The sequence below is a fragment of the Acidovorax sp. GW821-FHT10E04 genome (assembly GCF_059415185.1).
In genome coordinates this window covers 124,243-151,237 of record NZ_JBWKMT010000008.1, presented here as the reverse complement: position 1 = coordinate 151,237, position 26,995 = coordinate 124,243, and the positions used below count along the sequence as shown (strand labels likewise).

At 65.4% G+C, this 26,995-nt stretch carries 35 protein-coding genes and 1 tRNA gene; 12 read left to right on the top strand and 24 right to left on the bottom strand.

Annotation, left to right across the window (positions count from 1 at the left end; all coding sequences use genetic code 11):
- Positions 1–28 precede the first annotated feature (28 nt).
- The gene (locus tag AC07OC_RS23370; protein ID WP_218296847.1) at positions 29–667 is read left to right on the top strand and encodes a glutathione S-transferase; all 639 of its coding nucleotides are present in this window, start codon (positions 29–31) and stop codon (positions 665–667) included.
- Between the two features lie 133 nt (positions 668–800).
- Here AC07OC_RS23370 and AC07OC_RS23365 read toward each other — a convergent pair whose 3' ends face one another.
- Positions 801–1,610, bottom strand: coding sequence for an enoyl-CoA hydratase/isomerase family protein (locus AC07OC_RS23365; protein WP_369643558.1), 810 nt, complete (start codon positions 1,608–1,610; stop codon positions 801–803).
- A gap of 113 nt (positions 1,611–1,723) precedes the next feature.
- Here AC07OC_RS23365 and AC07OC_RS23360 point away from each other — a divergent pair, with 113 nt between their 5' ends.
- Positions 1,724–2,137: a VOC family protein gene (locus tag AC07OC_RS23360; RefSeq protein WP_492807949.1), complete on the top strand. Its 414-nt coding sequence runs from the start codon at positions 1,724–1,726 to the stop codon at positions 2,135–2,137.
- Positions 2,134–2,727, top strand: coding sequence for a MarC family protein (locus AC07OC_RS23355; protein ID WP_369643559.1), 594 nt, complete (start codon positions 2,134–2,136; stop codon positions 2,725–2,727). The genes AC07OC_RS23360 and AC07OC_RS23355 overlap by 4 nt, the downstream gene beginning before the upstream one ends.
- A gap of 57 nt (positions 2,728–2,784) precedes the next feature.
- Here the strand turns inward: AC07OC_RS23355 and AC07OC_RS23350 are convergent, their stop codons facing one another.
- Positions 2,785–3,330 carry an Rrf2 family transcriptional regulator gene (locus AC07OC_RS23350; RefSeq protein ID WP_218296843.1) on the bottom strand — a complete coding sequence of 182 codons (546 nt, stop codon included), beginning with the start codon at positions 3,328–3,330 and terminating at the stop codon, positions 2,785–2,787.
- 157 nt (positions 3,331–3,487) lie between these two features.
- Here AC07OC_RS23350 and nhaR point away from each other — a divergent pair, with 157 nt between their 5' ends.
- Positions 3,488–4,384, top strand: a complete 897-nt coding sequence (gene nhaR, locus AC07OC_RS23345; protein WP_494602359.1) for a transcriptional activator NhaR — start codon at positions 3,488–3,490, stop codon at positions 4,382–4,384.
- Positions 4,385–4,547: 163 nt separating this feature from the next.
- Here the strand turns inward: nhaR and AC07OC_RS23340 are convergent, their stop codons facing one another.
- Both AC07OC_RS23340 and AC07OC_RS23335 read right to left on the bottom strand, forming a co-directional pair.
- The gene (locus AC07OC_RS23340; RefSeq protein WP_492807947.1) at positions 4,548–5,498 is read right to left on the bottom strand and encodes a sugar kinase; all 951 of its coding nucleotides are present in this window, start codon (positions 5,496–5,498) and stop codon (positions 4,548–4,550) included.
- On the bottom strand, positions 5,491–5,883 hold the full coding sequence (locus AC07OC_RS23335) for a RidA family protein (RefSeq protein WP_007849612.1): 393 nt from the start codon (positions 5,881–5,883) through the stop codon (positions 5,491–5,493). The genes AC07OC_RS23340 and AC07OC_RS23335 overlap by 8 nt, the downstream gene beginning before the upstream one ends.
- A gap of 111 nt (positions 5,884–5,994) precedes the next feature.
- On the opposite strand from AC07OC_RS23335, the gene AC07OC_RS23330 reads away from it, so the two are divergent.
- From AC07OC_RS23330 to AC07OC_RS23295, 8 genes are all read left to right on the top strand, one after another.
- Positions 5,995–7,593 carry an ABC transporter substrate-binding protein gene (locus AC07OC_RS23330; protein WP_492807945.1) on the top strand — a complete coding sequence of 533 codons (1,599 nt, stop codon included), beginning with the start codon at positions 5,995–5,997 and terminating at the stop codon, positions 7,591–7,593.
- A 27-nt stretch (positions 7,594–7,620) separates the two neighbouring features.
- Positions 7,621–8,568, top strand: a complete 948-nt coding sequence (locus AC07OC_RS23325; protein WP_007849607.1) for an ABC transporter permease — start codon at positions 7,621–7,623, stop codon at positions 8,566–8,568.
- A gap of 1 nt (position 8,569) precedes the next feature.
- Positions 8,570–9,439, top strand: coding sequence for an ABC transporter permease (locus AC07OC_RS23320; RefSeq protein WP_218341252.1), 870 nt, complete (start codon positions 8,570–8,572; stop codon positions 9,437–9,439).
- Positions 9,440–9,503: 64 nt separating this feature from the next.
- On the top strand, positions 9,504–10,556 hold the full coding sequence (locus AC07OC_RS23315) for an ABC transporter ATP-binding protein (RefSeq protein ID WP_494602356.1): 1,053 nt from the start codon (positions 9,504–9,506) through the stop codon (positions 10,554–10,556).
- Positions 10,553–11,545: an ABC transporter ATP-binding protein gene (locus AC07OC_RS23310; protein ID WP_494602354.1), complete on the top strand. Its 993-nt coding sequence runs from the start codon at positions 10,553–10,555 to the stop codon at positions 11,543–11,545. Before AC07OC_RS23315 ends, AC07OC_RS23310 begins: the two co-directional genes overlap by 4 nt.
- 42 nt (positions 11,546–11,587) lie before the next feature.
- Positions 11,588–12,877 carry an amino acid deaminase gene (locus AC07OC_RS23305; protein ID WP_218296836.1) on the top strand — a complete coding sequence of 430 codons (1,290 nt, stop codon included), beginning with the start codon at positions 11,588–11,590 and terminating at the stop codon, positions 12,875–12,877.
- Between the two features lie 15 nt (positions 12,878–12,892).
- A complete protein-coding gene (locus AC07OC_RS23300) occupies positions 12,893–13,861 on the top strand; it encodes a MurR/RpiR family transcriptional regulator (RefSeq protein WP_494602352.1) in 969 nt (322 codons plus the stop codon).
- On the top strand, positions 13,861–15,330 hold the full coding sequence (locus AC07OC_RS23295) for an N-acyl-D-amino-acid deacylase family protein (protein WP_494602351.1): 1,470 nt from the start codon (positions 13,861–13,863) through the stop codon (positions 15,328–15,330). The genes AC07OC_RS23300 and AC07OC_RS23295 overlap by 1 nt, the downstream gene beginning before the upstream one ends.
- A 154-nt stretch (positions 15,331–15,484) precedes the next feature.
- Here AC07OC_RS23295 and AC07OC_RS23290 read toward each other — a convergent pair whose 3' ends face one another.
- The 20 genes from AC07OC_RS23290 to AC07OC_RS23195 all read right to left on the bottom strand — a co-directional run bounded on the left by AC07OC_RS23290 (position 15,485) and on the right by AC07OC_RS23195 (position 26,982).
- Entirely contained in the window at positions 15,485–16,129 is a 645-nt protein-coding gene (locus tag AC07OC_RS23290) for a LysE family translocator (protein ID WP_218296833.1), read from the bottom strand.
- Between the two features lie 123 nt (positions 16,130–16,252).
- Positions 16,253–16,329: transfer RNA gene (locus tag AC07OC_RS23285), tRNA-Met, on the bottom strand.
- A gap of 22 nt (positions 16,330–16,351) precedes the next feature.
- Positions 16,352–16,744, bottom strand: a complete 393-nt coding sequence (gene rplQ / locus AC07OC_RS23280; RefSeq protein ID WP_008906513.1) for a 50S ribosomal protein L17 — start codon at positions 16,742–16,744, stop codon at positions 16,352–16,354.
- A 122-nt stretch (positions 16,745–16,866) separates the two neighbouring features.
- The gene (locus tag AC07OC_RS23275; protein ID WP_008906514.1) at positions 16,867–17,859 is read right to left on the bottom strand and encodes a DNA-directed RNA polymerase subunit alpha; all 993 of its coding nucleotides are present in this window, start codon (positions 17,857–17,859) and stop codon (positions 16,867–16,869) included.
- Positions 17,860–17,971: 112 nt separating this feature from the next.
- Positions 17,972–18,595 (bottom strand): 30S ribosomal protein S4, encoded by a 624-nt coding sequence (gene rpsD, locus AC07OC_RS23270; protein WP_218296832.1) that lies wholly within the window; start codon positions 18,593–18,595, stop codon positions 17,972–17,974.
- A gap of 92 nt (positions 18,596–18,687) precedes the next feature.
- On the bottom strand, positions 18,688–19,092 hold the full coding sequence (rpsK, locus tag AC07OC_RS23265; protein WP_005793662.1) for a 30S ribosomal protein S11: 405 nt from the start codon (positions 19,090–19,092) through the stop codon (positions 18,688–18,690).
- A gap of 18 nt (positions 19,093–19,110) precedes the next feature.
- Positions 19,111–19,476 carry a 30S ribosomal protein S13 gene (rpsM, locus tag AC07OC_RS23260; RefSeq protein ID WP_008906516.1) on the bottom strand — a complete coding sequence of 122 codons (366 nt, stop codon included), beginning with the start codon at positions 19,474–19,476 and terminating at the stop codon, positions 19,111–19,113.
- Positions 19,477–19,499: 23 nt separating this feature from the next.
- Complete coding sequence (gene rpmJ, locus AC07OC_RS23255) at positions 19,500–19,613, bottom strand: 50S ribosomal protein L36 (protein ID WP_005793651.1); 114 nt, start codon at positions 19,611–19,613, stop codon at positions 19,500–19,502.
- A 149-nt stretch (positions 19,614–19,762) separates the two neighbouring features.
- Positions 19,763–21,082 carry a preprotein translocase subunit SecY gene (gene secY / locus AC07OC_RS23250; protein ID WP_218296831.1) on the bottom strand — a complete coding sequence of 440 codons (1,320 nt, stop codon included), beginning with the start codon at positions 21,080–21,082 and terminating at the stop codon, positions 19,763–19,765.
- A 24-nt stretch (positions 21,083–21,106) separates the two neighbouring features.
- Positions 21,107–21,538, bottom strand: a complete 432-nt coding sequence (rplO, locus tag AC07OC_RS23245) for a 50S ribosomal protein L15 (RefSeq protein WP_055395677.1) — start codon at positions 21,536–21,538, stop codon at positions 21,107–21,109.
- 10 nt (positions 21,539–21,548) lie between these two features.
- On the bottom strand, positions 21,549–21,731 hold the full coding sequence (rpmD, locus tag AC07OC_RS23240; protein WP_007861725.1) for a 50S ribosomal protein L30: 183 nt from the start codon (positions 21,729–21,731) through the stop codon (positions 21,549–21,551).
- 14 nt (positions 21,732–21,745) lie between these two features.
- The gene (gene rpsE / locus AC07OC_RS23235) at positions 21,746–22,264 is read right to left on the bottom strand and encodes a 30S ribosomal protein S5 (protein WP_218296830.1); all 519 of its coding nucleotides are present in this window, start codon (positions 22,262–22,264) and stop codon (positions 21,746–21,748) included.
- A 16-nt stretch (positions 22,265–22,280) separates the two neighbouring features.
- Complete coding sequence (rplR, locus tag AC07OC_RS23230; protein ID WP_005793639.1) at positions 22,281–22,646, bottom strand: 50S ribosomal protein L18; 366 nt, start codon at positions 22,644–22,646, stop codon at positions 22,281–22,283.
- Positions 22,647–22,657: 11 nt separating this feature from the next.
- Complete coding sequence (gene rplF, locus AC07OC_RS23225; protein ID WP_218341247.1) at positions 22,658–23,191, bottom strand: 50S ribosomal protein L6; 534 nt, start codon at positions 23,189–23,191, stop codon at positions 22,658–22,660.
- A 25-nt stretch (positions 23,192–23,216) separates the two neighbouring features.
- Positions 23,217–23,612, bottom strand: coding sequence for a 30S ribosomal protein S8 (gene rpsH, locus AC07OC_RS23220; protein WP_008906523.1), 396 nt, complete (start codon positions 23,610–23,612; stop codon positions 23,217–23,219).
- Positions 23,613–23,632: 20 nt separating this feature from the next.
- Positions 23,633–23,938, bottom strand: a complete 306-nt coding sequence (gene rpsN, locus AC07OC_RS23215; protein WP_007861712.1) for a 30S ribosomal protein S14 — start codon at positions 23,936–23,938, stop codon at positions 23,633–23,635.
- An 8-nt stretch (positions 23,939–23,946) separates the two neighbouring features.
- Complete coding sequence (gene rplE / locus AC07OC_RS23210) at positions 23,947–24,486, bottom strand: 50S ribosomal protein L5 (RefSeq protein WP_005793632.1); 540 nt, start codon at positions 24,484–24,486, stop codon at positions 23,947–23,949.
- Between the two features lie 9 nt (positions 24,487–24,495).
- Positions 24,496–24,816, bottom strand: a complete 321-nt coding sequence (gene rplX, locus AC07OC_RS23205; protein WP_184860255.1) for a 50S ribosomal protein L24 — start codon at positions 24,814–24,816, stop codon at positions 24,496–24,498.
- Between the two features lie 9 nt (positions 24,817–24,825).
- The gene (gene rplN, locus AC07OC_RS23200; RefSeq protein WP_007861702.1) at positions 24,826–25,194 is read right to left on the bottom strand and encodes a 50S ribosomal protein L14; all 369 of its coding nucleotides are present in this window, start codon (positions 25,192–25,194) and stop codon (positions 24,826–24,828) included.
- Positions 25,195–25,389: 195 nt separating this feature from the next.
- The gene (locus AC07OC_RS23195) at positions 25,390–26,982 is read right to left on the bottom strand and encodes a glycerol-3-phosphate dehydrogenase/oxidase (protein WP_218341246.1); all 1,593 of its coding nucleotides are present in this window, start codon (positions 26,980–26,982) and stop codon (positions 25,390–25,392) included.
- Between the last annotated feature and the right edge of the window lie 13 nt (positions 26,983–26,995).

The window sequence follows — 26,995 nt, the reverse complement described above, 5'->3', positions numbered from 1 at the left end:
CATCCACAACTACAAAGGAGACTCCACCATGCTCACACTCTGCGGCTTTTCCGCCAGCAACTACTACAACAAGGCCAAGCTCGCCCTGCTCGAAAAGGGCCTGCCCTTCACCGAGGAGCTGGCCTGGGTCGGCGAGACCGACCGCAGCGCCAGCCCGCTGGGCAAGGTGCCCTACCTGCGCACCCCCCACGGGCCACTGTGCGAATCGGCCGTGATCGCCGACTACATCGAGATGGCCCACCCCCAGCCCGCCCTGCTGCCCGCGGACCCCTATCAGGCCGCCAAGGTGCGCGAGCTGATCACGTTCCTGGAACTGCACCTGGAGCTGGTGGCGCGCAACCTGTACCCCCAGGCCTTCTTTGGCGGCAGCGTGAGCGAGGCCGCCCGCGACAAGGTGGGCGCGCAGCTGGAGAAGAACATCGCGGCGTTCGGCCAGCTGGCGAAATTCAGCCCTTACGTGGCGGGCGACACGTTCACCATGGCCGATTGCGCGGCCATCGTTCACCTGCCACTGGTGAGCTCGGCCACCAAGATCATCTATGGCCGCGACTACCTGGCCGCGCTGCCCGTGCGCGACTACCTCGCGCGCATGGCCGAACGCCCGCACGTGCAGCGCGTGAACGCCGACCGCAAGACGAACACCGCCGACATGCTGGCGAGGAAGTGAAGCTTGAGCGAAGCCCCCTGAGCCGCTGCGCGGCTTCCCCCGGAGGGGGCTGCACCAGTTTCACGCGGCTGTGGATGTTGGTGCGGACGGGACCGGAGGGGCGCGGGCACTGCGCGTCGCGTGCAGTTGGTGGTCAGAACTTGGGGGCGCGCTTCTCGCGCAGGGACGCCACGCCCTCGCGGGCGTCGGGGCCGCCAAAGCCCATGAACTCGAGCGCCAGCGAGGTTTCGAACATCGGGCCCGCCTGGCGCAGCCACTGGTTGAGCGCATGCTTGGTCCAGCGGATGGCGGTCTGCGAGCCGGCCGCCAGCCGGTCGGCCACCTCGTAGGCGCGCGGCAGCAGCTCGGCCTCGTCCACGGCCAGCGATACGAGGCCGATGCGCTCGGCCTCCTCGCCGCTCACCGGGTCGCACAACAGCAGGTAGTACTTGGCCTTGGCCATGCTGCACAGCAGCGGCCACACGATGGCCGCGTGGTCGCCGGCCGCCACGCCCAGGCGGGTGTGGCCGTCCACGATCTTCGCGCCACGCGCCGCGATGGAGATGTCGGCCAGCAGGCCCGCCACCAGGCCCGCGCCCACGGCCGGGCCGTGGATGGCCGAGACGATGGGCTTGTCGCAGTGCACGATGTTGTAGACCAGGTCGCGCGCTTCCTTCCAGATGCGGCAGCGCAACTCGAAATCCTCGGTCATGTCCTGCACCATGGCCAGGTCGCCCCCTCCCGAGAAGCCCGCGCCTTCGCCGCGCAGCACGGCGCAGCGCACGCTGTCGTCGTCGCTCACGTCGCGCCAGACCCCGCACAGCTCGCGGTGGCCCACATGGCCCGCCGTGGGCAGCTTGCCGTTCAGCGCGCGCATCTGGATGTCCAGCACCGCGCCATCGGCGCCGCGGCGGGTGATGTTCAGCGTCTCGTAGCGCTGGTAGTCGGGGAAAGGAGCAGGCATGGCGGTGTGCGCGCGGCAAGCGCGGTGCAGTTGGGGAAGATGCGGCATTGTGGCGCGGGGACGGCGGCGCCGGAACCCGTGCGCGGCGCAAATCCCGCTGCTATCCTGTGCGCATGCGCAGCCTCTTTCACCTCGCCTTTCACGTCACCGACCTGGACGCCGCGCGCCGCTTCTACGGCGGCGTGCTGGGGTGCCAGGAGGGCCGAAGCACCGACACCTGGGTGGACTTCGACTTCTTTGGCCACCAGATCTCCCTGCACCTGGGAGCGCCTTTCGCCAGCGCCCCCACCGGCCACGTGGGAAACCACATGGTGCCCATGCCGCACTTCGGCGCCATCCTGGAGCTGCCCGGGTGGCATGCGCTGGCCGCGCGGCTGAAGGCGGCAGGCACGGCCTTCGTGCTGGAGCCGCAGGTGCGCTTCGAGGGCCAGCCCGGCGAGCAATGGACCATGTTCTTCCACGACCCGAGCGGCAACCCGATCGAGATCAAGGGTTTCCGGTCGCTCGATGGGGTGTACGCCGCGTGAGCTACACCTTCGCGTCCGCCACCATCCTGCTCCTGCTGATCACGGATCCGCTGGGCAACATCCCCATCTTCGCCAATGCCCTGCGCGGAGTGGCCCCCGAGCGCCGCGCCCGCGTGATCCTGCGGGAGGTGCTGATCGCATTCGCGCTGCTGCTGGTGTTCCTGTTCTTCGGCGCCCAGTTCCTGCAGGTCATGAACCTGAGCGACCTGTCGCTGCAGATCGCGGGCGCGGTCGTGCTGTTCCTGATCGCGCTGCGCATGATCTTCCCGCCGGACACCGGGCCGCAGACCGAGCTGCCCGGAGAACCCCTGATCGTGCCGCTGGCCATCCCCGCGCTGGCGGGGCCGTCGGCCATGGCCACGGTGATGCTGCTCGTGGCCCAGGCGCCCGAGCGGCGGCTGGAATGGGTGGGCGCGCTGTGCGTGACCATGGCGGTGTGCGCGGTCGTGCTCCTGATGGCCGAGCGCATCCAGCGCCTGCTGGGCGAACGCGTGGTCATGGCCTTCGAGCGCCTCATGGGGCTGATCCTGGTGGCCATCTCCGTGGAGATGCTCATTCGCGGCATCAAGCAGCTCGCCCACCAGCTGTAGCCACGGCGGCGCTTCGGGCGCACCAGGAGCGCCGCGCCGAGGCGGCGCGCCGCCCCCTCAGCGGCGCTGCAGCAACGGGATCGTGCCGAGGGCAAAGACCGAGTTGGGCACCCCGACCCGCGCCATCAGGGGGCGGGGCTTGGCGCTCAGCTTGGGCCGCGGGGCCGCGGGCGCGGCCTCTTGCGGGACCACGCCCTTCTCCAGCTGCTGGGCAACGAGGTCCTGCAGGGTGACCGACTGCAGGTATTCCATCACCCGGGCGTTGAAGGTGGACCACAGCTCACCCGTCATCGACTTCACCTGCGCGGCCTGGCCGGGCGCCATGTTCTGGATGTCATCGGCCTTCAGGTTCTCGACCGCCAGGATGATCTCGGCCACGGAAATCTCGTCCGTGTTGCGCGCGAGGGTATAGCCGCCTCCGGGGCCGCGCGTGCTGTCCACGAGCCCGGCGCGCCGCAGCGCACTGAACAGCTGCTCCAGGTAAGACAGCGAGGTGCCCTGGCGCGCGCTGATCGTCGACAGGGCCACGGGCCGCATTTTCTGGCGCAGGGCCAGATCGGTCATGGCCGAGACTGCGAGTTGTCCTCTGGTGGTGATCCGCATCTTTGACTCCTTGTGAACGGTGTATGGCCAGGGTTCGGTGCCCGAAGGGGCGTTCCGCGATCTGTCCATGAACGTACTGTAGGGATCTTGACACTTCGCGTATATTCGATTTATCGAGATTTTTACTTCGATTTTTACGAAGTATCAAGGAGACGGCATGAACTTCAAGCACCTGCGCTACTTCTGGACCACGGCCAAGGCGGGCGGCATCATGCGCGCCGGCGAGCAGCTCAACACCACGCCGCAGACGCTGTCGGGCCAGATCAAGCAGCTCGAGGAATGGCTGGGCCACGACCTGTTCAAGAAGCGCGGCCGGGGGCTGGAGCTGACCAGCGAAGGCCGCGTGGCGCTGGGCTATGCGGAGCAGATCTTCGCGCTGGGCGACGAGCTGGAAAAGTCCATCCGCCTGGCGCGCGGGCAGTCGCGCCCGCTGGAGTTCCGCGTGGGCGTGGCGGATTCGGTGGCCAAATCGGTCGCCTACCACCTGCTGGAGCCTGCCCTGGGCCTGGCCGAGCAGGTGCACATGACCTGCCACGAGGGCAAGTTCCCCGAGCTGGTGGCGCAGCTGAGCCTGAACCGGCTGGACCTGGTGCTGGCGGACGAGCCGGTGTCCAAGAAGATCGGCGTCAAGGCCTTCAACCACGGCCTGGGCACCAGCTCCATGAGCTTCTTCTGCGCACCGGCCCTGCGCAGCCAACTGCAAGGGCCTTTCCCCAGGTGCCTGCATGGCGCGCCGATGCTGATCCAGGGGCCCATGTCCTCGGTGCGCCAGCAGCTCGATCACTGGTTCAACAAGCACCAGCTGCAGCCGCGCCTGGTGGGAGAGTTCGACGACAGCGCGCTGATGAACGCCTTCGGGCGCGAGGGGCGCGGGGTGTTCACCTCGCCCACGGTGCTGGAAGAGGAGACCCAGGCCCAGTTCGGGGTGGAGGTGATCGGCCGCTCGTCGGAGCTGATCGAGGAGTTCTTTGCGATCTCGGTGGAGCGGCGCATCAGCCACCCCTGTGTGGCCGCCATCACCAAGGCCGCCCGCTCCGACCTGTTCGCAGCGTAATGGGGTAGCCCCCCTGAGCCGCTTCGCGTCTTCCCCCCAGAGGGGGACGCCCCCAGAGGGGGACGCCCCCAGCGCGGCGGGGCGGGGCGGCCCTTGCGCGGGGGCACTCGCCCAGGTCGCGCCAGTTTCCTGACGCTGCGACTATTGCCACGCTCCCCTTACATCAAGCCGTCACCTGCACCTGGCGCGCGTACGGCAACGGTGCCACAGCACCATAGCCCTGCACGGCCAGCGCGGCCGCCGCGTTGGCGTAGCGCGCTGCCACGAACACGTCGTCGCCCTGGGCCATGCGGGCGAGCAGGTTGCCGCAGAAGCAGTCGCCCGCGCCCGTGGCGTCCACGGGCGTGACGCGCAGGCCTGCGATGCGTTCCCTGCGCCGGCCGTCGCTGGCCAGTGCGCCCTCGGCACCGAGCTTGAGCACCACGGTGGCCGCGCCACGCGCATGGCCCCAGTCGACGATGGCCTCGGGATCGGACATGCCGGTCAGGGCCTGCATGTCCTCCAGGCTGGGCAGGAAGATGTCGCACAGCGAGACCGCATGCGCGATGCAGGCCTGGGCCCGCGCCAGCGGCCAGAGCTTCAGGCGCAGGTTGGAGTCGAAGGCCACCAGGGTGCCAGCCTCGCGCGCCAGGCGCATGGCCTCGAAGGCGGTGTCGCAGGCCTGCGGCGAGATGGCCAGCGAGATGCCCGACAGGTGCAGGATGCGCGCGGCCTGCAGCACGGCCGTGGGCTCGCCGGCCAGCCACTGCGGCGCCATGCGGCTCGCGGCCGACCCTGCGCGCAGGTAGCTGAACTCGTGCCCGGCCGCTCCATGCGAGACGAAGTAGATGCCGGTGGGGTGCTCGCCGTCGCTCTGCACGGCGCGGGTGTCCACGCCCTCGGCGCGCCACAGCGCGGTGAGCGCCTGGCCGAAGCTGTCCTGCCCGATGCGCGTGAGATAGGCCACGCGCGCGCCGGCCCGTGCCGCCGCAATGGCGGCATTGCTGGTGTCGCCGCCGAAGCCGCGCAGGTACTGCGGCTGGCCGGGGTGGAACTGGTTGAACTCGACCATGGCCTCGCCCAGCGCGGCCACGTCGAAGGTCTTGCCCACGGAGGTGGTGGAACGCTCAGGCACGGGGCTTGTAGGCGGTGACGTCGATCTCGACCTTGGCGTCGATCATGAGGCGCGACTCCACCGTGGAGCGGGCCGGCCGGTGCTCGCCGAAGCACTCCATGTAGACGCGGTTGAAGCTGCCAAAGTCGCGCGCATCGGCCAGCCAGACGCTGACCTTGGCCACGTCGGCCAGGGTGCAGTCGGCCAGGGCCAGGGCGTCCTTGACGCGCTGGAACACCTGGCGCGTCTGGGCCTCGATGCCGCCGACGATGACCTGGCCCTGGTCGTCCGTGGGCACCTGGCCCGAGACGAAGACGAAGTCGCCAGCGCGCGTGGCGGGCGACAGGGGACGCGCCTGGCGGTCGGATGCGATGGGGGACTGGCCCAGCAGTTCTACATGGCTCATGCAAGCTCCTTGTGTAATGAATTTACATAAATCGTCGGAAAAAACCCGTTTGACTTTCACAAACGAGTCATCTACGATTAAAAATGTAATGTTATTACTTATGGAGCCACGATGCAATCCTCATCCATCCGTGATTGGTTGACGCCCGGAAGGCCTGTTCAGGCCGCCAGGCGCAGCGTTCTGGGCCTGGCAGCAAGTGCTGCCGTGCTCGTGGCCCTGGGGTCGGGCCAGCCCGCCCTGGCCGCCCCCGCCAAGGGGGGCGCCGCCAACCTGGCCATGGTCGGCGAGCCCCAGGGGCTGGACCCCATGGTGAGCACGGCCGACCTGGTCGGCACCATCATGCAGCACGTCTACGAGCCGCTGTACACCTTCGATGCGAACTGGGCCGTGGCGCCCATGCTGGCCGAGGGCCTGCCCTCTGTGTCCAAGGACGGCCTGACCTACACCATCGCCCTGCGCAAGGAAGTGAAGCTGCACAACGGCCGCGACCTGAATGCCGACGACGTGGTGGCCTCGCTGCAGCGCTGGATGGAACTGTCGCCGCGTGGCAAGGCCGTGGGCAAGGAGGTGGCCTCGCTCACTGCCAAGGGCCCGCTGTCGGTGGAGCTCAAGCTCAAGGCGCCCTATGCACCGCTGCTGGCCCAGCTGGCGCTGCCTAGCGGCATGGCCGCCATCATGGCCAAGGAGAGCATCGCGCCGCAGCTCAAGGATTTCATCGGCACCGGCCCCTACAAGTTCAAGGAGCGCCGCCCCGACCAGTTCACGGTGCTGGTGCGCCACGACACCTACAGCGCCCGCAAGGAGGCCCCGAGCGGCTATGCCGGCCGCCGCGAGGCCCTGCTCGACGAACTGCGCTTCGTGCCCGTGCCCAATGCCAACACCCGCGTGGAGGGCGCCCTGTCGGGCCAGTTCCAGTACGCCGACCTGCTGCCCGTGGAAGCGGCCGGCCGCATCGACAAGGGTGCCCCGGCCGTGGTGCCCATCGTGACCAAGAACTTCGGCTTCCCTTACATCGTCTTCAACACCAAGGAAGGCGTGCTCGCCGCGCAACCGCTGCGCCGCGCGGTGCAGACGGCCGTGGGCTCGGGCGAGCTGCTGGCTGCGGGCTTTGGCGACAACCGCTTCTTCGTGGTGGAGCCCAACTTCTTCCCCAAGGGCACGCCCTACTACTCGGATGCGGGCGGCAAGCTGTACAACGAGCGCAACCCGCAGGCTGCCAAGGACCAGGCGGCCAAAGCCGGCTACAACGGCCAGCCGGTGCGCATCATGGCCAGCCGGCAGTACGAGTTCCACTACAACATGGCGCTGGTGATGGCCGAGCAGCTCAAGAAGGCCGGCTTCAAGACCGAACTGCAGGTGGTGGACTGGGCCACGCTGGTGCAGCGGCGCAACGATGCCAAGCTGTGGGACGTGTACTTCACGCACTCGGGCCTGTTCCCCGAGCCCATGCTCTCGCCGCCGCAGCTCGGTGACGGCGCGCCGGGCTGGTGGGATTCGCCCGCCAAGAAGGCCACGCTCACGGCCTTCAACCAGGAGACCAATGTCGCCAAGCGCGGCCCGCTGTGGGGTGCCGTGCAGCAGGTGGTGTACGACGAAGTGCCCTTCATCGAGGTCGGCAAGTTCAACGGCCTCTCGGCGCGCTCGGCCAAGCTGGAAGGCTACACGCCGGCGATCTGGCCGTTCTTCTGGAACACGGGCCTGGCCAAGTAAGCCCCCACTGCACGAAGGTTCGTTGCCATGCGTTTTCTGATGACCCGCCTGGGCGGCGCCCTGGTGGTGCTGGCCCTTGTCGCGGTGCTGGTGTTCGCGCTCACGCGCCTGGCCTCGGGCGACCCGGTGGCGCTGCTGCTGGGCGAGCAGGCCACGGCCGAGGACATCGCCGCGGCGCGCGTGCAGTACGGGCTGGACAAGCCCCTGCCCACGCAGTTCGTGCTCTGGGTGGGCGAGCTGCTGCAGGGCAACCTGGGCCAGTCCATCTTTCTGCAGCGCCCGGTGGCGCAGGCGCTGCTCGAGCGCGCCGAGCCCACGCTGTTCCTGGCCCTGTTCGCGGTGGGCATCGCGGCGCTGATCGGCATCCCCTGCGGCATGGCGGCCGCCATCTGGCGCGGCAGCCCCGGTGACCAGGCCCTGAGCGGCGTGGCCATGCTGGGCGCCAGCGTGCCTAGCTTCTGGCTCGGGCTGATCCTGATCCAGCTGTTCGCGGTCAAGCTCGGCTGGTTCCCGGCCTCGGGTTATGGCGACCCGGCCTCGCCGCTGGCCGAGCGCCTGTCGCACCTGCTGCTGCCGGCGCTGGTGCTGGGGCTGCTGAACTCGGCGCTGATCATCCGCTTCACGCGCGCCTCGATGCTCGACATCCTGGGTGAGGACTACGTGCGCACGGCACGCGCCAAGGGCCTGGCCGAGGGCACGGTGATGGTCAAGCACGTGCTGCGCAATGCGCTGGTGCCCATCGTCACGGTGCTGGGCCTGACGCTGGCGCTGATGATCGGCGGCACGGTGGTGACCGAGACGGTGTTCAACCTGCCCGGCGTGGGCAACCTGGTGGTGCGTGCCGTGCTGCGCCGCGACTACCCGGTGATCCAGGGCACGCTGCTGGTCATAGCGGCCATCTATGTATTCATCAACCTGGCCATCGACTTCCTGTACACGCTGGTCGACCCACGCATCCGGCTGGAGGGCAAGTGACATGGTGCAAGGCCTGATTCGCAATCTCAAGGACTACTGGCTGCCGCTGGCGCGCAAGCTGTTCGCACGCAAGGTGGTGCTGGCCTCGGCCATCGTGCTGGCGCTGGTGGTCGTGGTGGCCACGGTGTTCCCCTGGGTGTCGGACGCCGACCCCAACGCCATCTCGATCAGCGAGCGCCTGAACGCGCCCTCCGCCGCGCACTGGGCCGGCACCGACGAGCTGGGGCGCGACGTGATGCTGCGCATCGTGCACGGCGCGCGCTATTCGCTGCTGATCGGCGGGCTCACCGCGGCGGGGGCCGTGCTGTTCGGCACGCTGCTGGGCATGTTCGCAGGCTTCTTTCGGCGCCTGGACGCGCCGCTGATGCGCGTGGTGGACGCGATGATGTCCTTCCCCGACATCCTGCTGGGCATCGCCCTGGTGTCCATCCTGGGCGCCTCGCTGTGGAACGTGATGCTGGCGCTGGTCATCGTCTACACGCCGCGCGTGGCGCGCGTGGTGCGGGCCAGCACCCTGGTGCTGCGCGAGCTGCTGTTCGTGGACGCGGCGCGCGCCCTGGGCGTGCGCACACCGCGCATCCTGCTCAAGCACATCCTGCCCAACCTGGTTTCGCCCATCCTGGTGCAGGTGACCTTCATCTTCGCCTATGCCATCCTGGCCGAGGCCGGCCTGTCCTTCCTGGGCGTGGGCGTGCCGCCCGACATCCCCACCTGGGGCACCATGATCGCGGGCAGCCTGGAGTCGGCCGACCGCGCGTTCTGGACGATTCTGTACCCGGGCCTGGCCATCGTGTTCACCGCCCTGTCGCTGCAGATGCTGGGCGACGGCGTGCGCGACCTGCTCGACCCCAAGCTCAAGAAGGCCGCATGAGCTTCTTTCACCGACCCACGCAAGCGCCCGCCCCTGGCGAGCGCGTTACGAAGGCACCCACCCCATGACCACCCCCACGGCTGCCCGGCTCGAAGTGCAGGGCCTGTCCACCTCGTTCGCCACCGACGCCGGCCGCATCCAGAGCGTGGCCGACGTGTCCTTTACCATCCACCCGGGCCAGACGCTGGCGCTGGTCGGGGAGTCGGGCTCGGGCAAGTCCGTCACCAGCCTGACGCTGATGGGCCTGCACGCCAAGACCTCGCAGGCCCAGGTCAGTGGCCAGGCCTGGTTCACCCGGCGCGACGGCCGGCGCGTGGACCTGCTGGCCCTGCCCGAGGCCGAGCGCCGGGCGCTGCGCGGCAACGAGATCGCGATGATCTTCCAGGAGCCCATGACCAGCCTGAACCCGGTGCTGACCGTGGGCGAGCAGATCGCCGAATCGGTGCGCCTGCACCTCAAGCTCGACCGCCGCGCTGCCTTGGCCCATGCCCAGCGCATGCTGGAGCTGGTGGAGATACCGGCCGCCAAGCAGCGCGTGCACGAGTACCCGCACCAGCTCTCGGGCGGCATGCGCCAGCGCGTGATGATTGCGCTGGCCATGGCCTGCAACCCCACGCTGCTGATCGCCGACGAGCCGACCACTGCGCTGGACGTGACCATCCAGGCGCAGATCCTGGCCCTCATGGGCCGGCTGCAGAAGGAGACGGGCATGAGCATGCTGTTCGTGACCCACAACCTGGGCGTGGTGGCGCAGTACGCCGACGCGGTGGCCGTGATGTACGCCGGCCGCATCGTCGAGTCGGCCCCGGTGCACGACCTGTTCGCGCAGCCCGAGCACCCCTACACGCGCGGCCTGCTGGCCTGCCTGCCCGGAGTGGCCAGGCGCCATGCGGTCGCGGTGGCCGGGCAGCGCCCGCGCCTGGTGGCCATACCGGGCCAGGTGTCGAGCCCGCTCGCGCCGCCGCCGGGCTGCGCCTTTGCGCCGCGCTGCGAGCGCCGCATCGCGGCCTGCGATGCGCGCATGCCGGCCCTGTCCGACGGCAGTGCCACCGAGGCCGGCCGGCGGGTGCGCTGCATCCGTGTGGGCGAGCAGGCGCAGCAGGAGGTGAGCGCATGAACGCCGTGGCCATGGCCCCGACCCCGGGCGATAACCTCATCGAAGTGCGCGGCCTGCGCAAGTACTTCGGCAGCGGCCCGCACCCGGTGCGCGCGGTGGACGACGTGAGCTTTGCCATCCGGCGCGGCGAGACGCTGGGCCTGGTGGGCGAGTCGGGCTCGGGCAAGAGCACCATCGGCCGCCTGCTGACGCGCCTGGTGGACCCGACGGCGGGCCAGATGCTGTACCACGGCAGCGACGCTGGCGGGCAGGACCTGGCCGGGATGAGCCAGGGCCAGTTCCGCCCGCTGCGCTCGAAGATCCAGATCATCTTCCAGGACCCGTACGCCAGCCTGAACCCGCGCATGCGCATCCGCGAGGTGCTGGGCGAGGCGCTGGACACGCACCGCCAGGCGCGCGGTGCGGCACGCCTGCCGCGCATCCATGAGCTGCTCACCCAGGTGGGCCTCAGGCCCGAGCATGCGGATCGCTTTCCGCACGAGTTCTCGGGTGGGCAGCGCCAGCGCATCGGCATTGCGCGCGCGCTGGCAGTGCAGCCGAACTTCATCGTGGCGGACGAGCCGCTGTCGGCGCTGGACGTGTCGATCCAGGCGCAGGTGGTGAACCTGCTGGGCGACCTCAAGCAGCAGCTGGGCCTGACCTTGCTGTTCATCTCGCACGACCTGGACGTGGTGGAGTACCTGTGCGACCGCGTGGTGGTGTTGTACCTGGGCCGCGTGATGGAGATCGCTCCCACCAGCGCGCTGTATGCGCAACCGGCCCATCCCTACACGCGCGCCCTGCTGGCCGCGGCCCCCATCCCCGACCCGGCGCAGCGGCGTACCATCCCCCTGCTGCAGGGCGACCTGCCCAGCCCCGCCAATCCGCCCTCGGGCTGCGTGTTCCGCACGCGCTGCCCGCATGCGGTGGCCGAATGCGCCAGCGCCGACATGGCCCTGCGCCCCGTGGGCACCGAGCACTGGAAGGCCTGCTGGCGCGACGACATCTGACCGGCGCAGCCCCGCTGCGTCCCTCCAACATGACGAGACGACATGACGAACACCACCACTGACTTCACCCTGGACGCCACCAGCAAGAGCTTTCCCATCGCGGCGGCGCCCTGCCGCGCCAGCGAGATCGCCGCACGCGGCTGGAATGTGCTGGCCGACGACCTGGCCTTCCCGCTGGCAGTGCTCAGCCGCACGGCGCTGGCGCACAACCTGGCCTGGATGCAGGATTTCGCCAAGCGCAAGGGCATCGCCCTGGCGCCGCACGGCAAGACCACCATGTCGCCCCAGCTCTTTGCCCAGCAGCTGGCGGGCGGTGCCTGGGGCCTGACCTTCGCCACCGCCTTCCAGGTCGCGGTGGGGGTGCAAGCCGGTGCGCGCCGCGTCATCATCGCCAACCAGGTGGTCTGCGATGCCGACCTGGATGCGCTCGATGCACTGCTGGCCCGTCACGCCGATCTCACGGTGTGGTTCCTTGTCGACTCGCTGGCGCAGCTCGCACTGGTGGAGGACTGGAAGCAGCGCCGCGGCAGTGCCCGTGTGTTCAACGTGCTGCTGGAGATGGGCATCCCCGGCCAGCGCACCGGCTGCCGCACGCTGGACGAGGCACTGGCCCTGGCGCGTGCGCTGGCGGCGTCGAAGGCCGTGCAGTTCGATGGCATCGAATGCTATGAGGGCGGCGTGGCGCGCTGCGACAACGAGCACGACGCCCGCGAGGTGACGGCCCTGGTGCGCCGCGTGATGGAGGTGGCACGCGCCTGCGATGCAGGGCACCTGTTCGCACAGGACCGCATCCTGCTCACCGCGGGCGGCTCGGCCGTGTTCGACCTGGTGGTGCCGCTGCTGCAGGCCCGGGGCCTGTCGCGCCCCGTGGAGGGCGTGCTGCGCTCGGGCTGCTATGTGACGCACGACCATGGCAACTACGCGCGCTTCCTCAAGAACGTGGAGCAGCGCGAAGGGCTCGATACCTCGCTGCGCCCGGCCCTCACGGTCTGGGCCATGGTGCAGTCGGTACCGGAGCCGGGCCTGGCCCTGCTGACCTGCGGGCGCCGCGACATCTCCTACGACCTGGAGATGCCCATCCCGGTGCAGCTGGCGCGGCGCGGCGAGCGCTCGGCAGCAGCCGCCCCTGCAGGCTGGAGCGTGAGCGCGTTGAACGACCAGCATGCCTACCTGCGCTTCGATGCCGCAGCCGGCGACGCCGGTGCGCCCCGCGTGGGCGACCGCGTGGCGCTGGGCATCTCGCACCCCTGCACCACCTTCGACAAGTGGCGCTGGATGCCGCTGGTGGAAGACGATGGCGCCATCACGGGTGCCATCAGCACCCGGTTCTGAGACGCGGAGAAGCGCATGAACAGCAGCCTGCCTCCTTCGCCCTCGTCCTCCACCCAGCCGCCCAGCCCCACGCCGAGCCTGCTGCAGCAACTGCGCGAGCGCCAGGACAGCCTGCCCGATGCGCAGCGCAGCGTGGTGCGTGCCGTGCTCGAAGACCCGCGCGCTGCCGTGGCGGCCACGGTGGAGCAGTTGGCGCAGCAGGCGGGCGTGTCCATGCCGACCATCGTGCGCACCTGCCGCAGCTTCGGCTACGACTCGGTGCGCGAGTTCATGCTGGCGCTGGCGCAGGACCTCGCGGTCTCGGGCTCCTACCTGCACCGCAGCGTGCTGGCCGAGGACACGGCGCAGGACGTCTCCAGCAAGATCATCCATGCGGCCGTCTCCTCGCTGACCGAGCTGGGCCGGCGCATCGACGTGGACGTGATCGACCAGGTGGCCGCCAAACTCGCCAAGGCGCGGCGCATCGACTGCTACTCGGTGGGTGCGGCGTCGACCTTCACGGCCAGCGAGCTGCAGAGCCGGCTGTTCCGACTGGGCCTCACGGCCAACGCGATCTTCGACGCGCACCAGCAACTGGTCTCGGCCAGCACGCTGGGGCCAGAGGGCGTAGCCTTCGTCATCTCGCACGTGGGGCGCATGCCCTACACGGTGGAGGCGGCCAAGTTCGCGCGCTCGCAAGGGGCCACCGTGGTGGCCCTCACCCAGCCGGGCACGCCACTGGCCGAAACCGCCGACCTGGTGCTGGCGGTGTCGGTGCCGCAGGACGCGGTGATGCGCGTGGGCACTGAGGCCTACCTGGCCCACCTGGTGGTGATCGAGATCCTGATGGTGCGCCTGGCGCAGCAGCTGGGGCCGGTAGCCACGCGGGGCCTGCAGCAATTCAAGGCCCTGCTGCACAAGCACGGATTCGACAGCGCCGAGTATGCCGGCGCCATGGACCATGGACCGGCCATGCACAACAAGCCGGGCAAGAAAGAACACTGATGGCAGCAACGCAAGCGACCCTGCTGAGGAACGGAACGATCATCGACGGCACGGACCGCCCCGGCTGGGCGGGCGACCTGCTGATGGCCGGGGAGCGCATCGTGGCACTGGCGCCAACGGGCACGATCGACCCGGCGCTGCTGTCAGGCCTGGCCGTCAGCACCGTGGACTGCACGGACCGCGTGATCGCACCGGGCTTCATCGACGTGCACACGCACGACGATGCGGCGGCGCTGGATGCGCCCGACATGCTGCCCAAGCTGTCGCAGGGCGTGACCACGGTGATCGTGGGCAACTGCGGCATCTCGCTGTCGCCCATGGTGACGGCCGCACCGGCCGCACCGCTGTCGCTGCTGGGCCAGCACCAGTTCCGCCACGCGCGCATGGCCGACTATGCGCGCGCCGTGGATGCCGCGCGGCCCGGGGTGAACGTGGCCGCGCTGCTGGGCCACACGGCCCTGCGCATGCGCCACCTGCCCGAGCTGGGCCGTGCGGCCACGGCCAGCGAGCGCGCCGCCATGGCGGTCGACATGCAGGAGGCCATGGACGCGGGCGCGCTGGGCCTGTCATCGGGCGTGTTCTACAAGGAAGCCTATGCGGCCGACCTCACCGAGCTGACCGAGCTGGCCAGCGTGGCCGCGCGCAATGGCGGCGTGTATGCGACCCACATCCGCGACGAACTGGCCGGCATTTTGCCGGCGCTGCAGGAGGCCGCGCTCACGGCGCGCCAGGCCGGCCTGCCGCTGGTGCTGTCGCACCACAAGTGCGCCGGCGCCTCGAACTGGGGCCGCACGCGCGAGACGCTGCCGCTGATCGAGTCACTCGCCCAGGGCCAGCCCATCAGCCTGGATGTGTACCCCTACACCGCGGGTTCGACGGTGCTGCGCACCGACCTGGTCGACGGTGTGATCGACATCCTGATCACCGGCAGCCAGCCCCATCCCGAAATGGTGGGTCGCTACCTCAAGGACATCGCCCGCGAATGGAGCATGAGCGAAGAGGCAGCCTGCGACCGGCTGCAGCCCGGCGGCGCCTGCTACTTCCAGATGCGCGAGGACGATGTGGAGCGCGTGATTGCCCACCCCTTGTCCATGATCGGCTCGGACGGCCTGCCCCATGACGAGCGGCCGCACCCCCGCCTGTGGGGCGCCTTCCCGCGCGTGCTGGCCTGCTACTGGCGCGAGAAGGGCCTGCTGCGGCTGGAAGAAGCCATCCACAAGATGACCGGGCTGTCGGCGCAGCGCTTTCGCATCGGCGAGCGGGGGCGGCTGGAAGCCGGCTGCATGGCCGATATCGTGGTGTTCGACCCGGCGCGCGTGCGCGATACCGCGAGCTACGAACAACCCGTGCAGTTCAGCGAGGGGATCGAACAGGTTTGGGTCAACGGCGTGCTGAGCTACACCGCGGCTGGTCGTGCCACGGGCGCGCGGGCCGGGCGGTTCATCCGGCGTCAGGCACTACCGGCCTGAAGGGGCGATTTGCCTGCGGGGCCTGGATCATCATCCATGCCCCCAGGAATTCCATCTTCTCCTGCCGAGCCTGCCGTCAACCGCGTGCAGCTGTGGCACCAAGACCCAGGAGTTTCGCCGTCTGGGCGGACTTGCCTGCTGGCACGGTGATCCGTCAGCTCACGGCTGAGCGGGTCAGCAGCAGCCGGATGCCTGCGTACACGAAGACTCCAGCCAGCAGCGCATTGAATGCGCGATGGATGCGGGCGTATGCCGCACGTGCCAACGGTGTCGAAAATGCCAGGGCATAGCCCATGAAGATACAAGCTCCGATGCCGGCGCAACACGCCACGACCGCCAGGGCATGGCTGCGTCCGGCGCCGGCGGGCACGCCGAGAGCGACGATGGAAAGCCACACAAAGACGGCCTTGGGGTTGGTCATGTGCATCGCCAGGCCGCGCCGAAAAGCCTGGCGGTGGTCGCCGCCCGTGGTGTCGGAGGCCTCGTGCAGGGCATTCGGCGTGAATGCGGCATGCGCCGCCTTCCAGGCCAGCCAGAGCATGTAGATGCCGCCCAGCACCTTCAGGACGAGCAAGGACCATGAATAGCTGCGCATGAGTGCCGACATGCCCAGTGCAGCGGCCACACCCCAAAACACCGAGCCGAGGACCACCCCGGCAGCCAGGGCCATGGCACGCCTCCGTCCATGCGACATGGCGGCCGCCATGATCGCCAGATTGCTGGGGCCAGGGCTTGCAACACCAACGGTATAGGCCATGAGCGCCACCAGCAGGGCCGGGGACAGAAAACCTGCGTCCATGGAAGAGGCCTCCTGGAATGCACACCCCACCAAAGAGGAAAGCCGCTCACTGCAATGGCAGGGCACAAACAAAAACGCCCACGGTCAAGTGGGCGTTTGCTGTGAGCGGAGACCGCTACATATTGGTTGCGCGAGAAGGATTTGAACCTCCGACCTTTGGGTTATGAGCCCAACGAGCTACCAGACTGCTCCATCGCGCGATAAGAAATAAATTATACCCTATTATTCAGCTGCTGCCGAATTATTTTCGGTTTCTGCAGCACGATCCACCAATTCAACCAGGGCCATGGGTGCATTGTCGCCCACACGGAAACCCATCTTGAGGATGCGGGTGTAGCCACCAGGACGCACCTTGAAGCGGGGGCCCAGGTCGTTGAACAGCTTGGTCACGCTGTCACGGTCGCGCAGGCGGTTGAAGGCCAGGCGGCGGTTGGCAACGGAGTCTTCCTTGGCCAGGGTGATCATGGGTTCGATCACGCGGCGCAGTTCCTTGGCCTTGGGGACGGTGGTCTTGATGACTTCATGCTCGATGAGCGAGTTCATCATGTTCTGCAGCATCGCAAGGCGGTGCGAGCTGGTGCGGTTGAGTTTGCGGAGGCCGTGACCGTGACGCATGGTGCTTTTTCCTTATTTAAAATTAAATCAGGCAGCCGTGTAAGGTACTGCCCGAGGCACTGTTCCCATCCAAGGGAACCAAAAACCGGGTTCCCGCGATTCGGGGAACCCAGAATTATAACTTAACGCTTGTCCAGACCGGCTGGTGGCCAGTTCTCAAGCTTCATGCCCAACGTGAGACCACGCGATGCGAGCACTTCCTTGATTTCGTTGAGCGACTTGCGACCCAGGTTAGGCGTCTTGAGCAGCTCGTTCTCGGTGCGCTGGATCAGGTCACCGATGTAGTAGATGTTCTCGGCCTTCAGGCAGTTTGCGGAACGCACGGTCAGTTCCAGCTCGTCCACAGGACGCAACAGGATCGGATCGAACGTGGCATTGCCGCGCGGGCCTGCCGGTGCGTCGAACGCAGCCAGCTCGCCACCTTCCAGCTGCGCGAACACCGCCAGCTGTTCCACCAGGATCTTGGCCGACGCGCGCACTGCGTCTTCGGCAGTGATGGCACCATTGGTCTCGATCTCGACAACCAGCTTGTCCAGGTCGGTACGCTGCTCCACGCGGGCGCTTTCCACCGTGTAGCTCACGCGCTTCACAGGGGAGAACGATGCATCCAGCACGATCCGGCCAATCGACTTGGTCGACTCGTCGGCATAGCGGCGCAGGCTGCCGGGCACGTAGCCACGGCCCTTCTCGACCTTGATCTGCATGTCCAGCTTGCCGCCGGCCGACAGATTCGCGATCACGTGGTCAGGGTTGACGATTTCCACGTCGTGAGGGGTCTGGATATCGCGTGCGGTAACCACACCTTCGCCATCCTTGCGCAGGCTCAGCGTGACTTCATCACGGTTGTGGAGCTTGAACACCACGCCCTTGAGGTTCAACAGGATGTTGACCACATCTTCCTGAACGCCGTCAATGGACGAGTACTCATGCAGAACGCCTGCAATGGTGACTTCCGTCGCTGCGTAACCCACCATGGACGAGAGCAGGACACGCCGAATGGCGTTACCCAGCGTGTGGCCGTACCCACGCTCGAACGGCTCCAGCGCGACCTTGGCACGGTTGTGGCCAAGCTGCTCGACATTGATCGCCTTGGGTTTCAGCAAATTGGTTTGCATTCAGACTTCCTCTCAATACCCCCAGCTCGTTACACCGGTAAGGCTGGTGAAGCGCCTAAACCGCGATGCCTCGCGGTTCAGGGACGGTTTTCTTGAAATATGTACCGAGCGATTAGCGCGAGTACAACTCAACGATCAGGGATTCGTTGATGTCGGCGCCAAACTCATCACGGTCCGGCACCTTCTTGAAGATGCCTTCGGCCTTCTCGGCGTTCACTTCCACCCACGCAGGCATGCCGACCTGGGCAGCCAATTGCAGGGCTTCAACAATGCGGTTCTGCTTCTTGGACTTTTCACGCACGGCCACCACATCGCCCGTCTTCACGAGGTAGGACGCGATGTTCACGGACTTGCCGTTCACCGTGATCGCCTTGTGCGAGACCAGCTGGCGCGCTTCGGCGCGGGTCGAGCCGAAGCCCATGCGGTACACCACGTTGTCGAGACGGGATTCCAGCAGGAACAGCAGGTTGGCGCCGGTATTGCCCTTCTTGCCTTCGGCGGCTTCGAAGTAACGGCGGAACTGCTTTTCCAGCACGCCGTACATGCGCTTGACCTTCTGCTTTTCACGCAGTTGCAGGCCGTAGTCGGACGTGCGGGCACCGGAGGTGCGGCCGTGCTGGCCTGGCTTGGAGTCGAACTTGGACTTGTCGGCAATCGAGCGACGTGCGCTCTTGAGGAACAGGTCCGTGCCTTCACGGCGGGAGAGTTTGGCCTTGGGGCCGAGGTAACGTGCCACTTGAGCTTCCTTTGTGTCATCTACCGCAAACCATTGCGGGAGCCGCCTGAGGCGCTTGCGCGTTCACAGGCGGCGGTGGGCTTAGAGAGAGATTAGATACGACGGCGCTTTTGAGGGCGGCAGCCGTTGTGAGGCACGGGGGTCACATCGGAGATGGACGTGATGCGAATGCCCAGGGCGCCCAGAGCACGCACCGAGGATTCACGCCCTGGGCCAGGACCCTTGATTTCAACGTCAAGGTTCTTGATGCCTTGGTCGATGGCAGCGCGGCCAGCCACTTCCGAAGCCACTTGGGCTGCGAAGGGAGTGGACTTGCGCGAGCCCTTGAAACCTTGGCCACCGGACGATGCCCACGACAGGGCATTGCCCTGGCGATCGGTGATCGTGATGATGGTGTTGTTGAACGAGGCGTGCACGTGTGCAATGCCGTCCGAAACATTCTTCCGGACCTTCTTGCGAACGCGCTGAGCTGCGTTATTGGCAGGAGACTTAGCCATGATGATCTTTCAATCTCTTTATTTCTTCAGTGCAGCTGCACCCTTGCGCGGACCCTTGCGAGTGCGTGCATTGGTACGGGTGCGCTGACCACGCATTGGCAGACCGCGGCGATGGCGGAAGCCACGATAGCAGCCGATGTCCATCAAGCGCTTGATGTTCATCGTGGTTTCGCGGCGCAGGTCACCTTCAATGGTGAACTGCTCGATTTGCTCGCGAATTTTTTCCAGATCACCATCCGTCAGATCCTTGATCTTCTTGGAGTAAGCGATACCAGTTGCTTCGCAGATCTTGCGAGCGCGGGTGCGACCAATGCCAAAAATGGCGGTCAAACCGATTTCCGCGTGCTTGTGCGGCGGAATGTTAATGCCAGCGATACGTGCCATATGCGTCCTCTAATACTTTCCAATCAACCTTGGCGCTGCTTGTGACGCAGATCCGTGCAGATCACGCGCACCACACCCTTGCGGCGGATGATCTTGCAGTTGCGGCAGATTTTTTTGACCGAAGCCGAAACTCTCATTGCATTCTCCTAAAACTTTTCCATCCGTCCCGGCTGTTTCGCACGGAACACAATTTGTGCCCGCGAAAAATCGTGGGGCGCCAACTCAACCGATATCCAGTTCTGCAGGCAGTCGCCGCTACGCGACCAACTGCCTTCCTTCATCATCATCAACCGCCTGCGTTGCCCTTGAAATTCGCTTTCTTGAGCAGCGATTCGTACTGTTGCGACATCATGTAGTTCTGAACCTGGGCCATGAAGTCCATTGTCACCACCACAATGATCAGCAGCGATGTCCCACCAAAGTAGAACGGAACGTTGTACTTCAAGATCAGGAACTCTGGCAGCAAGCACACGAAGGTGATGTACACAGCGCCTGCCAAGGTCAGGCGAACCAGGATCTTGTCGATATAACGGGCCGTCTGCTCACCGGGCCGGATGCCTGGGATGAACGCACCGCTCTTCTTCAGGTTATCTGCAGTCTCACGGCTGTTGAACACCAGTGCCGTATAGAAGAAGCAGAAGAACACAATCGCGGCAGCGTAGAACATCACATAGATGGGCTGACCAGGAGTCAACGCACCCGAGATGTCCTTCAACCAGCGCATCGACTCGCCTGCACTGAACCAGTTCACCACCGTGGCGGGCAACAGGATGATCGACGAAGCAAAGATCGGAGGAATCACGCCAGCCATGTTCAGCTTGAGGGGCAAGTGCGACGACTGACCGCCGTAGACCTTGTTACCTACCTGCCGACGGGCGTAGTTCACCAGAATCTTGCGCTGACCACGCTCCACAAACACCACGAAGTAGGTCACCAGACCGACCACGAGGACGATGAAGATGGCGGCCAGGATGCTCATGGCACCCGTACGAACCAGTTCAAGGAGACCACCGATGGAGCTGGGCAATCCGGCTGCGATACCTGCAAAGATCAGGATCGAGATACCGTTGCCCAAACCACGTTCAGTGATCTGCTCACCCAGCCACATCAGGAACATCGTGCCGGCGGTCAGACTGACGACGGCGGTCATGCGGAACCCGAAACCAGGGCTCAGCACCAGGCCTGCGGAGCTTTCCAGCGCGACGGCAATACCCAGCGACTGGAACAGGGCCAGGCCCAACGTTCCGTAGCGGGTGTACTGCGTGATCTTCCTGCGACCGGCTTCGCCTTCCTTCTTCAACTGCTCGAACGTGGGAATCACGTAAGTCATCAGCTGCATGATGATCGATGCCGAGATGTACGGCATGATCCCCAGAGCGAAGACCGTGAAACGCGACAGCGCACCACCCGAGAACATGTTGAACAGGTTCAGGATGCCGCCTTGCTGGCCACTGAACAGCTGCTGGAGTTGGGCTGGATCGATACCAGGCACAGGGATATGAGCCCCTATGCGATACACGACCAGCGCAAGCAACAGAAAAACCAGACGGCGACGCAGGTCGCCGAACTTGCCGGTCTTTGCAATTTGAGCTGCGCTAGTAGCCACAGATGCCTTCCTTCAGAGCCACACTCAGGCGACGCTGCCGCCAGCAGCTTCGATCGCTGCCTTGGCACCTGCCGTAGCGCCCACGCCATTGAGCTTGACAGCCTTGGTGAGGGAACCGCTCTTGATGACCTTGACCACCTTGGCCAGCTCGCCCACGAGGCCAGCTTGCTTGAGTGCCAGCACGTCCACTTCGGCCAGGCCGAGCTGATCGAGCGCCGTCAGCGTCACTTCTGCATTGAACTTGAGCAGGTGCGACTTGAAGCCGCGCTTGGGCAAGCGACGTTGCAGAGGCATTTGACCGCCTTCGAAGCCCACCTTGTGGTAGCCACCGGCGCGCGACTTCTGACCCTTGTGACCACGGCCAGCGGTCTTGCCCAGGCCGGAGCCGATACCACGGCCTACACGGCGCTTGGCATGCTTGGCACCGTCTGCGGGCTTGATGCTATTGAGTTCCATGATCTATCTCTCAGAGGACTTTGACCAGATAGCTGATCTTGTTAATCATGCCGCGCACTTCGGGCGAGTCCTGCAGTTCGCTCACGCTGTTGAGCTTGCGCAGGCCCAGGCCACGGACGGTGGCGCGGTGCGATTCCTTGGTGCCGATAGGGCTGCGCACCAATTGAATCTTGACGGTTTGTTGCGTTGTCATTTTCAGGCTCCGATTCAGGCGAAGATGTCTTCGACCGTCTTGCCGCGCTTGGCTGCCACATTCGACGGAGTGGTCGAATTGACGAGCGCATCAAAAGTGGCACGGACCATGTTGTAGGGGTTGGAGGAACCATGGCTCTTGGCCACGATGTCCGTCACGCCCAGCACTTCGAAAACGGCGCGCATGGGGCCGCCAGCAATGATGCCGGTACCCTTGGGAGCGGGAGCCATCATCACGACAGCAGCGCCATGGTGGCCCGTCACGTTGTGGTAGATGGTGCCGTTCTTGAGCGATACCTTGACCATGTTGCGACGGGCTTCTTCCATCGCCTTTTGCACGGCAGCAGGCACTTCCTTGGACTTGCCCTTGCCCATGCCAACACGGCCGTCACCGTCGCCAACCACCGTCAGTGCGGCGAAGCCGAGGATACGGCCGCCCTTCACGACTTTGGTCACGCGGTTGACCGCGATCATTTTTTCGCGCAGACCGTCGTCCTGACCTTCGCTCTGCACTTTGGGTTGAAATTTAGCCATTTTTTATTCGCTCCGCTTAGAACTGCAGGCCGGCTTCACGGGCTGCGTCGGCCAGGGCCTTGACGCGACCGTGGTAGGCAAAGCCTGCGCGATCAAATGCAACCTTCTCGACACCCGCAGCCTTCGCTTTTTCAGCGATGCGCTTGCCGATGATCTGGGCTGCAGCGGCATTGCCACCCTTGCCCGAACCGCCGAGCGACTTGCGCACGTCGGCTTCTGCCGTCGATGCACTTGCCAGCACCTTGCTGCCGTCGCCGGAGATCACACTGGCGTAGATATGGAGGTTCGTACGGTTCACGGTGAGACGCGCCACGCCTTGCTGTGCAATGCGGATGCGGGTCTGGCGCGAACGACGAAGACGCTGCTCTTTCTTGGTCAACATGTTGCAGCTCCTTATTTCTTCTTGGTCTCTTTGATCGTGATCTTTTCGTCCGCATAGCGGATACCCTTGCCCTTGTAGGGCTCGGGTGGACGAACAGCACGGATCTCAGCAGCGATTTGCCCCACACGCTGGCGGTCAGCACCCTTGATCACCACTTCCGTGGGCGTGGGGGTTGCGACCGTAATGCCAGCAGGCATTTCGATATTGACCGGGTGCGAATAGCCCACAGCCAGGTTCAGCTTGGAACCGGAAGCCGCAGCCTTGTAACCCACACCCACCAGGCTCAGCTTCTTTTCAAAGCCCTTGCTGACACCGACCACCATGTTGTTGACCAACTGGCGAATCGTGCCGCTCATGGCATTGGCTTCGCGGGAGTCGTTGACAGGCGCAAAGTTCAGCTTGCCTTCATTGCTCGACACCTTCACCAGCACATTCTGTGCGAGCGAGAGGGCGCCACCAGAACCCTTGACAGAGATCTGGTCATCTTTCACGGACACATCCACGCCAGCGGGGATGGTCACGGGCATTTTTCCTACTCGGGACATTTCAGTTTCTCCTCAATGCCGCGGGTTAGGCCACGTAGCAGAGCACTTCGCCACCGACACCGGTAGCGCGCGCCTTGCGATCGGTCATCACGCCCTTGGGCGTCGTGACAATTGCCACACCCAGACCGTTCATGACTTGTGGAATGGAATCACGGCCTTTGTAGACACGCAGTCCGGGGCGGCTGACGCGCTCGATGCGCTCAATCACGGGACGGCCTGCGTAGTACTTCAGGGCAATTTCGAGTTCCGACTTGCCAGCTTCGGTTTTCACCTGGAAGCCGTCGATATAACCTTCGTCCTTCAGCACCTGGGCGATGGCAATCTTCACTTTGGAAGAAGGCACCAGAACCGTGGCCTTGGCGACCATCTGTGCATTACGGATGCGGGTCAGCAAGTCAGCGATGGGATCACTCATGCTCATGTTTAATCTCTCCTGCCTGCTTACCAGCTGGCCTTGGTGACACCAGGGATGTCGCCTGCAAAAGCCAGTTCACGGATCTTGGCGCGAGCCAGACCGAATTGACGGAAGGTGCCGCGAGGACGACCGGTGATTTCGCAACGGTTGCGCTGACGCGTCGGGTTGGCATTGCGGGGGAGCTTTTGCAGGCCCAGGCGGGCTGCATCGCGCTCTTCGTCGCTGCGCTTGGCATCGCCAGCGATTGCCTTCAGTTCCGCATACTTGGTTGCGTACTTGGCTGCCAGTTTTTCGCGCTTCAGTTCGCGCTGGATCAAAGCTACTTTAGCCATGCTTCGCCTCAGTTCTTGAACGGGAAACGGAAACCAGCGAGGAGAGCCTTGGCTTCTTCGTCCGACTTGGCCGTCGTGGTGATGCTGATATTGAGACCGCGCAAGGCATCCACCTTGTCGTACTCGATTTCAGGGAAAATGATCTGTTCCTTGACGCCGATGTTGTAGTTGCCGCGGCCGTCGAAAGCGCGGCCGGAGATACCACGGAAGTCACGAACGCGGGGCAGAGCCACGGTCACGAAACGGTCCAGGAACTCATACATCTGCACGCCGCGCAGCGTGACCATGCAACCGATGGCCTGGCCTTCGCGGATCTTGAAACCGGCGATAGCCTTCTTGGCCTTGGTCACCACGGGCTTCTGACCAGCAATCTTGGTCAGGTCGGCCACGGCGTTGTCCATCACCTTCTTGTCCGAGACTGCCTCGCTCACGCCCATGTTCAGGGTGATCTTGGTCAGACGGGGAACCTGCATCGGCGAGGTGTAACCGAACTGCTTGGTCAGTTCGGGAGCGATCTTGTCGCGGTAAATTTCTTGGAGTCGTGCCATGTTTACCCCTTAGGCCGCCTTGATTTCAGCGCCGCTGGACTTGAACACGCGAACGCGCGTGCCGTCAGCCTGCACCTTGATGCCCACGCGATCAGCCTTGCCGGTCGCGGCATTGAAGATGGCCACATTGGACTGGTGAATCGGCATGGCCTTTTCAACGATGCCGCCCGTCGTACCCTTCATGGGGTTTGGCTTGGCGTGCTTCTTGACGAGGTTGATGCCGTCGATGACGAGGTGGGAGTCATCCTTGCGCAGCGACACCGTGCCACGCTTGCCCTTGTCACGGCCGGTCAGCACGATGACTTCGTCGCCCTTGCGAATCTTGTTCATGGCGCGTCCTTAGAGAACTTCAGGAGCCAGGGACACGATCTTCATGAACTTCTCGGTACGCAATTCACGCGTCACGGGTCCAAAGATGCGGGTGCCGATAGGCTCCAACTTTGCGTTCAGCAACACTGCAGCGTTGCCATCGAATTTGACGAGCGAACCGTCGCCACGGCGAATACCCTTCGCCGTGCGAACGACCACCGCACTGTAAACCTCGCCTTTTTTGACGCGGCCACGTGGAGCGGCTTCTTTGATGCTCACCTTGATGATGTCGCCAACGCTTGCATAGCGACGCTTGGAACCACCCAGCACCTTGATGCAAAGGACGGACTTAGCGCCGGTATTGTCGGCAACCTCTAACCGAGATTCTGTCTGGATCATTTCAATATTCCCAACTTGCACCAGAAGACAACAGCCCCAGAGAACTTCTCAAGGGCTGCGGATCAGCCAGTCAGTCTTGGGCCCGTCGTCCGCACCGCAAACCATTTGCAGCACTTCCCGCTGGGCAGAAACTTCACGTAGGAAACGCGAAGCCCTCGATTATTGCAAAGGACTTCCAGGAAGTCAAGCGCCGCATCAGCCAGGGGCGTGCAGATACTGTTGCGCCAGCACCAGAAAGTCGCCGAGACGAGGGTCCGAACCCAGTTCCTCCTGCAGGAGGTCAGCGACGGCGGGCGCCAGTTCAATGGCCTTGCGGGCATCGAGGAACAGCAGCCTGCAGCGGCGCGCCAGCACATCTTCCACCGTGCGGGCGTATTCATGCCGCGCCGCGAACCGCACCATCGCCTCCGTCAGGCCGCCGCCCAGATCCGTCTGTGCACCCGGCATTTCCTGAACGGCCGCCGCTTCGCTGCCATAGGAGTGCAGCCCCTGGGCATCGCTGATACGGTGCCGCACAGGCCCCGGGGGCGTTCCCACCAGGGGCAAATGATTGGTCACGCCCGCGGGTTTTTCGGGCAGCAGGCCCGTGGTGAAGCATTTTTGCAACACATCTTCAGCCATGGCGCGGTAGGTGGTCCATTTGCCACCGGTCACGGTGATCAGGCCGCTGCGGCTGGCCAGGACGGTGTGCTCGCGGCTGATTTTCTTGGTGTTGTCGCCATCGTCGTCCTGCGGCTTCACCAAGGGACGCAGGCCCACCCAGATGCTGCGGATGTCCCCGATCTTGGGGGCGCGGGTGAGGTAGCGCGCCGATTCTTCCAGGATGAACTGGACTTCCTCGTGGAAAGGCTCCGGCTCCCGCACGATGTCCTGGCGCGGGCTGTCCGTCGTCCCCAGAATGAGCTTGCCCAGCCAGGGCACTGCAAACAGGACCCGGCCATCGGCCGTCTTGGGCACCATGAGGGCATGGTCGGAGGGAAGGAACTCGCGATCCACCACGATGTGCACACCCTGGCTTGGCGCCACGATCGGCTTGACGGGGCGGCCAATGGCCTCGCCGTCCATCTGGCGCAGGGCATCCACCCACACGCCGGTGGCATTCACCACGGTGCGGGCGCGAACCGTGAACTGCTGGCCGCTGTCGGCGTCCTCGCAGACAAGGCCCGCCACCTTTCCCGCCTCATGGACCAGGGCCCGCGCAGGACAGTAGTTGACCACCAGGGCGCCCAGACCCGCCGCCGTCCGCGCCAGCGCCAGGGCCAGCCGGGCATCGTCGAACTGCCCGTCCCAGTACTTGACCCCTCCCTTGAGCCCCTCCGTCCGGGCCGTGGGCAGGCATTCCAGGGTGCGCGCACGGCCCAGGAACTGGGTGGCACCCAGTCCGGCTTTTCCGGCCAGGGCGTCGTACATCATGAGCCCGATGCCATAAAAAGGCGTCTCCCAGAAACGGTACGAGGGCATCACGAAAGGCAGGGGCTGGGCCAGATGCGGCGCGTTGTGCAGCAAGGTCGTGCGCTCGTGCAGCGCTTCGCGCACCAGCGCGATGTTGCCCTGGGCCAGGTAGCGGACACCGCCATGCACCAGCTTGGTGGCACGGGACGAGGTCCCCTTGGCGAAGTCGTGCGAGTCCACCAGGACCACGCTGAAACCGCGCGCCGCAGCATCCAGAGCGACTCCCAGCCCCGTCGCCCCGCCACCAATCACGGCAAGGTCGTAGTGGTGCGGCTGGGCCAGACGGGCCAGCAGGTCGGCGCGTCGCGTAGGAAGGGGGGCAGTGGCGATGGTCATGGGGTGATTGTCC